The following is a 6204-nucleotide window of genomic DNA, read 5'->3' as shown; positions in this document are numbered from 1 at the left end:
CGGTGGCGGCGAGCCCCGCCAGCGCGGCGGCGACCCGCAGGCGCCGGCGCGGGCGCGGCGCGATCACCGGCGCCGCCGCGGTCCCGGCGCGGGCCGCCCGGAAGGCGGCGAGCGCCTGCTCCTCCCCGGCGACCTCGTCCGGGCCGGCCGGTCCGGCCGCGGCGGACAGCAGCCGGGTCAGCGGGTCGGCGTCGGCGCCCGGCGGCGAGCCGGCGCGAGCGGCGTCGAGCAGCCGGTCGGATTCCGCCCGGTCGGCGGGCCCGCCGGACCGGCGAGCGTGCATGCCGTCGTCTCCCCTCACGTCAGCCCTCCGCCGGCTCGGCCTCGGGCGCGTGCGGCACCTGGCGCTCGGTCCGGGGACGCGGCGCGACGGCGTCCCGGGTGTCCTCCGGCGCGGCCTGCGCCGCCGAGCGCTCCAGCAGCGCGGCGAGCCGGCGCAGGCCGCGGTGCGCGGCGGTGCGCACCGCGCCGGCCCGCCGGCCCAGCACCCGCCCGGCGGTCTCCGCGTCCAGGCCGATGACGGCCCGCAGCATCACCGCCTCGGCCTCGGCCGGCGGCAGCGTACGGATCAGCGCGAGCGCACTCTCGGTGGCGATGGCCTCACCGGCCCGGTCGGCGGTGTCGACGTCGGCGGCCAGGTCGTTGAGGGCCTGCACCGGCACCGGCACGGAGGGCCGCCGCCGCTGCCGGCGCAGATGGTCCATGGCCCGGTTGCGGGCGATGGTGACCACCCAGGCGCGGAACTCGCCGCCGGTGAACGACGGCAGGTCGCGGGAGATCTGGAGCCACGCCTCCGAGGCCACGTCCTCGGCGTCGGCGCCGACGAGGGCGGTCAGGTAGCGCAGCAGCGCGGGTTGCAGGCTGCGGTAGAGGAACCGGAACGCCTCCTCGTCCCCCGCCTGCGCCGCGGCGACCGCCTCGTTCAGTTCGGCCGTCACGCGCGCCGCCCCACCCGGATGACGACCCCGAGCCGGGCGTCAACGGGTGCCAGTGACCACACCGCCATCCGCACTCGGCCCCCCGGTGAGCTGAATCAGGCACCCGCACGAGGGTGCGGTGCGCCGTGGACACCGCCGCGCGGCACCGGCGTCGGCGGGACATACCGTACCGGCGTCCGGGGGCGGCTGGGAGTCGGGCCGACGCCGGAGCGGGCGGGGTGCCTCGGCAAGCCTCCGCACGGCGGAGAAACAGAGAGAAATGTCTACCTGCGTCACCGGCGTGTCGGGGTAACACCGACAGCGGTCACGACGCTCCGCGGATCGGACCGCCCGCCGGGGCGGCGGGCCGCGAGCGCGGGGGCACGTCACTTTCTGGCCGATCGTACCGGGGCGATCACGATCAGCCGATCGGCGTCCCGGGTGCCGGACACCCGCCCGAACGGCCGGGCCGGACCGGCCACGGATATCGCGGGAAATACTTCGCGCCTGCTGTGGGTACGGTATGGGGGTGCTGTCCTCAGACGTCGTACTCAGCGGTCGGTACCGCCTGGATGACCGTGTCGCCACCGGCGGCATGGGCGACGTCTGGCGTGCCACCGACCTTGTCCTCGGTCGCCCGGTCGCGGTGAAGGTGCTCCTTCCCGCCCTGGTGTCCGACCCCGACTTCATCGCCCGGTTCCGTTCCGAGGCCCGGATCATGGCCTCGCTGCGCCACCCCGGCGTGGTCCAGGTCTTCGACTGCGGCGAGGACGACCTGCCCGGCGGCGGCCGGGCCGACTACCTGGTGATGGAGTTCGTCGCCGGTGAGCCGCTGTCGCGGCGGATCGAATCCGCCGGGCAGCTCGAGGTCGCCGAGACCATGTCGATCGTGGCCCAGGTGGCGCAGGCGCTGCACGCGGCGCACGGCCGCGGCATCGTGCACCGGGACGTGAAGCCGAGCAACCTGCTCGTGCAGGACGACGGCACCGTGGTCCTGGTCGACTTCGGGGTGGCCCGCTCGACCAACGTCACGAGCATCACCAGCACGAACGCGGTGCCGGGCACCGCCCTCTACATGGCGCCGGAGCAGGCCGCCGGCCGGCCCGTCTCAGGGGCCACCGACGTGTACGCGCTGGGCGCCGTCGCGTACTGCTGCCTCACCGGCAGCCCGCCGTTCACCGGCGACAACCCGCTCCAGGTGGCCGTACGCCATCTCGACGACGAACCGCCGGAGCTGCCGGCGGAGATCCCGGCGTCGGTACGGGAGCTGGTCTCCCGGGCGCTGGCCAAGGATCCGGCCGACCGTTACCCGAGCGCCGCGGCGATGGCCGACGCGGCGCGGGCCGCGCGTACCGACTCGCCGACCGCGACGGTGGCGCTGCGCGGCGCGGCGGGCTCGGCGCGGTCCCGCGACGACCAGCCGGCGGTCCGCCCGGGCGCCGCCGTGGCGACGTCGCGGCGGCGGGGCCGGCGCGGCACGCTCGTCGGGGCGCTGGGCGCGGTGCTGGTGGCGATGGGCGCGCTGGGCGCGCTCGTGGCCGCCGCCAACGACACCGCCGAACCGGCCACGAAGATCGACAAGACGGCGCCCGCGGTGGCGCCGAGCGACCCGGCAGCCGAGCCGGTCGCCGACGAGCCGTCGGCCGTCGACGAGTACACCTACCGCCCGGTCGGCCCGGGCGGCCGGCCGTCGGCCACGCCCTCGGCGACGCCGAGCACCTCGGCGACCCCGTCGGCGCAGCCGAGCGTGACCGACGAGCCGGCCCCGTCGGCCGAGCCGAGCAGCACGCCGTCGAGCGCGCCGACGACGACGGCACCCACCACGCCACCGGCGCCGGACCCGACCACCGCCGACCCGGGCACCGGCACGGGCGGCGGCGGTGACACCGGCGGGCAGCCGGCCACCCAGCCCTGACCCACCGCCGGGCCGGTGTCGGCGACCACCTTGGCCGCCTCCCGGGCGGTGGCCGGATCCCGGTCGGGCGTGAACCGCACCCCGTCGGCCTGCACGATCATCACCGCCATGCGGTGGGCGACGACGTCGCGCAACTCGCGGGCGATGCGGGTGCGCTCCTCGGTGACGGCGGCGCGCGCCTCGGCCTCCCGTTCCCGTGCCAGCGTGGCGGCGCGTTCCTCCAGGCTGAGCACGTAGAGCCGGCGGGTCCGCAGGTTCAGTCCGGCCAGGAAGACCGCGCCGACGATCAGGGTGCGACCGAGGATCAGGCGGTTCACGATCCCCCAGCCCAGGCCCGCCCTGCCCCCCGCCCGCTCCCAGGTCAGCGGCTCAGGAGGGCCTGCATGCGGCTGATCTCGGCGGACTGCTCGACGGCCACCGAGGTGGCGAACTCCTGCATCGGCTGGTCGACGCCGACCTTCAGCAGGTCGGTGGACATGACGATCGCGCCCCGGTGGTGGTCGGACATCATCTGCACGAACAGCCTGTCGAACGCCGCGCCGCGGGCGTCGGCGAGCCGCCGCATCGCCTCCGGGGACTGCATCCCGCGCATGCTGCCGTGGTCGTGCCCGGGTACGTCGGCGGGCAGGTCGCGCGTGCTGAGCCAGGCGCGCAGCAGGCCGACCTCCGGGCCCTGCGCGGCGCGGATCCGGTCGGCGACGGCGCGCACCCGCGCGTCGGCGGCACGCTCGGGCGCGAGGGCGGCCATCTCCAGGGCCTGCTCGTGGTGCGGGATCATCATCCGGACGTACCAGACGTCGAGGCTGTTCCAGCGCGGCGTGGTGGCGCCCCGGACCTGTTCGGCCGGGCGGGTCGCGGCGGGCTCCCCCGGGCGCCCCGGTACCACCACGGGTGGCGCCGACCCGGCGGCGCTCGCGCTCGGCGCGGCCGGCGCTGCGGTTCCGGCCGCCTCCGGGGTACGGGTGTCCTCGCGCCCGGTCAGCGCCAGTGCGCCGACCACCACGAGGGTCACCAGCGCTGTGACGCCCACCCACACACGAGCCTGCCGGCTGGTCATACGACGCCTCCTCCGGTCAAGGTGACAGCGATCCTATCCATAGACGAAAGTTCCCAAGTGTGACCCAGCTCACATTGATGGCCGTCTCAAATCGGTAAGGTGTGGCGAATCATGACCCCCTTTCGAAGGGTGTTGCCGATGATCAGCATCCGCACGTCCCGAATCCGGATCGTCAGCCTGGCCGCCGCCGGCCTGCTGCTCGCCGGCGTGTTCACCGCGCCCCCGAGCAGCGCGCAGGAGATCCCCCGCGCCCAGGCCGCGCCGGCCACCGTGGACAACGCCGTCCCCGGTGTCGACGAGATCTCCAGCAGCCCCAACCTGCGTCAGGTGGCGAACCTGCCTAAGCAGGCGCCGTTCGACACCACTGCCGCCCTCGGCACCGACATCGCCTTCCAGGGGCGGTACGCGTTCGTCGGCAACTACGACGGGTTCGTCGTCTACGACGTCTCCCGCCCGAGCCGCCCGGCGATCGTGTCCCAGGTGCTCTGCCCCGGCTCGCAGAACGACATCTCGGTCCACGGCAACCTGCTGTTCCTGTCGACCGACTCCTCCCGCACCGACGACTCCTGCGCCAGCACCACCCAGTCGGCGTCGGTGAAGGAGTCCTGGGAGGGCATCAAGATCTTCGACATCCGGGACAAGCGCAACCCGCGCTACATCAAGTCGGTGGAGACGGCGTGCGGCTCGCACACCCACACCCTGGTGCCCGGCAAGGACAAGCGGAACGTCTACCTGTACGTCTCCTCGTACAGCCCGCGGGCCGAGTTCCCGGACTGCCAGCCGCCGCACGACTCCATCTCCATCGTCAAGGTGCCGGTGAAGAACCCCACCACCGCCTCCGTGGTCGCCACGCCGAACCTGTTCCCGGACGGCGGCTACCCGGGCATCCCGGGTCAGTCGTCGGCCACCACCGGCTGCCACGACATCACCGCGTACCCGTCGAAGGACCTGGCCGCGGGCGCCTGCATGGGTGACGGCATCCTGCTGGACATCAAGAACCGTGAGGCGCCCCGGGTGATCGAGCGGGTCACCGACGCGGAGAACTTCGCGTTCTGGCACTCGGCCACGTTCAACAACGCCGGCACCAAGGTCGTCTTCACCGACGAGCTGGGCGGCGGCGGCGCGGCCACCTGCAACGAGGTGGTCGGCCCGAACCGCGGCGCGGACGCCATCTACGACATCACCGGCCGCGGCGACGCCCGCAAGCTGGAGTTCCGCAGCTACTACAAGATCCCCCGGGTCAACGCCGACACGGAGAACTGCGTGGCCCACAACGGCTCGCTGATCCCGGTGCCCGGCCGCGACATCATGGTCCAGGCCTGGTACCAGGGCGGCATCTCGGTGTGGGACTTCACCGACTCGCGCACCCCCAAGGAGATCGCCTACTGGGAGCGCGGGCCGCTGGACGCCTCGCAGCTGCGTACCGGCGGGTCCTGGTCGGCCTACTGGTACAACGGCCACATCTACTCCAGCGACATCCAGAAGGGACTGGACGTGCTGGAGCTGCGTGACCCGCGTACCTGGCTGGCGCAGTTCCTGCTGGTGCCCGAGCTGAACGTGCAGACCCAGGCCGGTTACCTGAGCTGGTGACACGCTGACCGTCGCCGGGCCCGGTGCTCCCCCTCGCGGGGACGCCGGGCCCGGTGCGGTTCCGGGACGGAAACGGAAACACGCACCAGTGACGATCGACGACCGGACGGCGGTGCCGAGCGACACCCTGATCCGGGCCCTGCACGAACGATTCGCGCCGTCCCGGGCGGCGTTGCGCCTCGTCTGGACGCACTGCCGGATCGTCTGCGACATCGCCGAACAACTGCTCGACAGCAGCGGCGTGGACGCGGACGCCGCCGTCGTGCGGGCCGGCAGCCTGCTGCACGACATCGGGGTCTACCGCCTCTACGACTCGGCCGGGCGACTCGACGAGCGGAACTACGTACGGCACGGCGTGCTGGGCCACTCGCTGGCACGGGAGGCGGGGCTGCCGGAGGTGATCGCCCGGTTCTGTTCCCGTCACACCGGCGTCGGAATCACCCCGGCGGACGTGCGCCGGCAGGGCCTGCCGATCCCGGCCGCCGACTACACGGCCGGCACCGTCGAGGAACACCTCGTGATGTACGCCGACAAGTTCCACAGCAAGACCACGCCACCGGCGTTCGTCTCCGCCGCCTCCTACGCGGTCGCCGTGCGGCGCTTCGGGGCGGAGAAGGCCGATCGGTTCGCGGCACTCGTCGAGCGGTTCGGCGAGCCGGACCTGCCCGCGCTCGCCGACAGGTACCAGCAGCCGATCGTCTGAGGGGCACGGCGCCACCGCGGCC

The 6204-nt window shown here is 74.0% G+C and carries 5 protein-coding genes and 2 pseudogenes; 3 read left to right on the top strand and 4 right to left on the bottom strand.

The window, feature by feature from the left end:
* Both ACPCK6_RS24580 and ACPCK6_RS24575 read right to left on the bottom strand, forming a co-directional pair.
* A pseudogene (locus ACPCK6_RS24580) lies at window positions 1-301 on the bottom strand (hypothetical protein); the annotation flags it as partial.
* A gap of 1 nt (window position 302) precedes the next feature.
* Window positions 303-938 (bottom strand): RNA polymerase sigma factor, encoded by a 636-nt coding sequence (locus ACPCK6_RS24575; RefSeq protein ID WP_262011675.1) that lies wholly within the window; start codon window positions 936-938, stop codon window positions 303-305.
* 508 nt (window positions 939-1446) lie between these two features.
* Between ACPCK6_RS24575 and ACPCK6_RS24570 the strand changes: the two genes are divergently transcribed.
* Window positions 1447-2832, top strand: a complete 1386-nt coding sequence (locus ACPCK6_RS24570) for a serine/threonine-protein kinase (protein ID WP_396883638.1) — start codon at window positions 1447-1449, stop codon at window positions 2830-2832.
* A gap of 11 nt (window positions 2833-2843) precedes the next feature.
* Here ACPCK6_RS24570 and ACPCK6_RS24565 read toward each other — a convergent pair.
* Both ACPCK6_RS24565 and ACPCK6_RS24560 read right to left on the bottom strand, forming a co-directional pair.
* Window positions 2844-3122 (bottom strand): annotated as a pseudogene (locus tag ACPCK6_RS24565) (histidine kinase); the annotation flags it as partial.
* Between the two features lie 71 nt (window positions 3123-3193).
* Window positions 3194-3889: a DUF305 domain-containing protein gene (locus tag ACPCK6_RS24560; RefSeq protein ID WP_423482349.1), complete on the bottom strand. Its 696-nt coding sequence runs from the start codon at window positions 3887-3889 to the stop codon at window positions 3194-3196.
* Window positions 3890-4027: 138 nt separating this feature from the next.
* Between ACPCK6_RS24560 and ACPCK6_RS24555 the strand changes: the two genes are divergently transcribed.
* Both ACPCK6_RS24555 and ACPCK6_RS24550 read left to right on the top strand, forming a co-directional pair.
* A complete protein-coding gene (locus ACPCK6_RS24555; protein WP_396883636.1) occupies window positions 4028-5479 on the top strand; it encodes an LVIVD repeat-containing protein in 1452 nt (483 codons plus the stop codon).
* Between the two features lie 88 nt (window positions 5480-5567).
* Complete coding sequence (locus ACPCK6_RS24550; RefSeq protein WP_423482348.1) at window positions 5568-6182, top strand: HD domain-containing protein; 615 nt, start codon at window positions 5568-5570, stop codon at window positions 6180-6182.
* The last annotated feature ends 22 nt before the right edge of the window (window positions 6183-6204 follow it).

Origin of the sequence: Micromonospora sp. AB353 (assembly GCF_049538395.1) — a bacterium.
Lineage (GTDB): Bacteria > Actinomycetota > Actinomycetes > Mycobacteriales > Micromonosporaceae > Micromonospora > Micromonospora aurantiaca.
The sequence above is the reverse complement of the archived record's forward strand: the minus strand, read 5'-3'. Positions and strand labels throughout refer to the sequence as shown.

What these genes read in the sequence shown, in the direction of transcription:
- ACPCK6_RS24560 (WP_423482349.1), bottom strand. Translation starts at nt 3,889, where the DNA reads ATGACCAGCCGGCAGGCTCGTGTGTGGGTGGGCGTCACAGCGCTGGTG.
- ACPCK6_RS24555 (WP_396883636.1), top strand. Translation starts at nt 4,028, where the DNA reads ATGATCAGCATCCGCACGTCCCGAATCCGGATCGTCAGCCTGGCCGCC.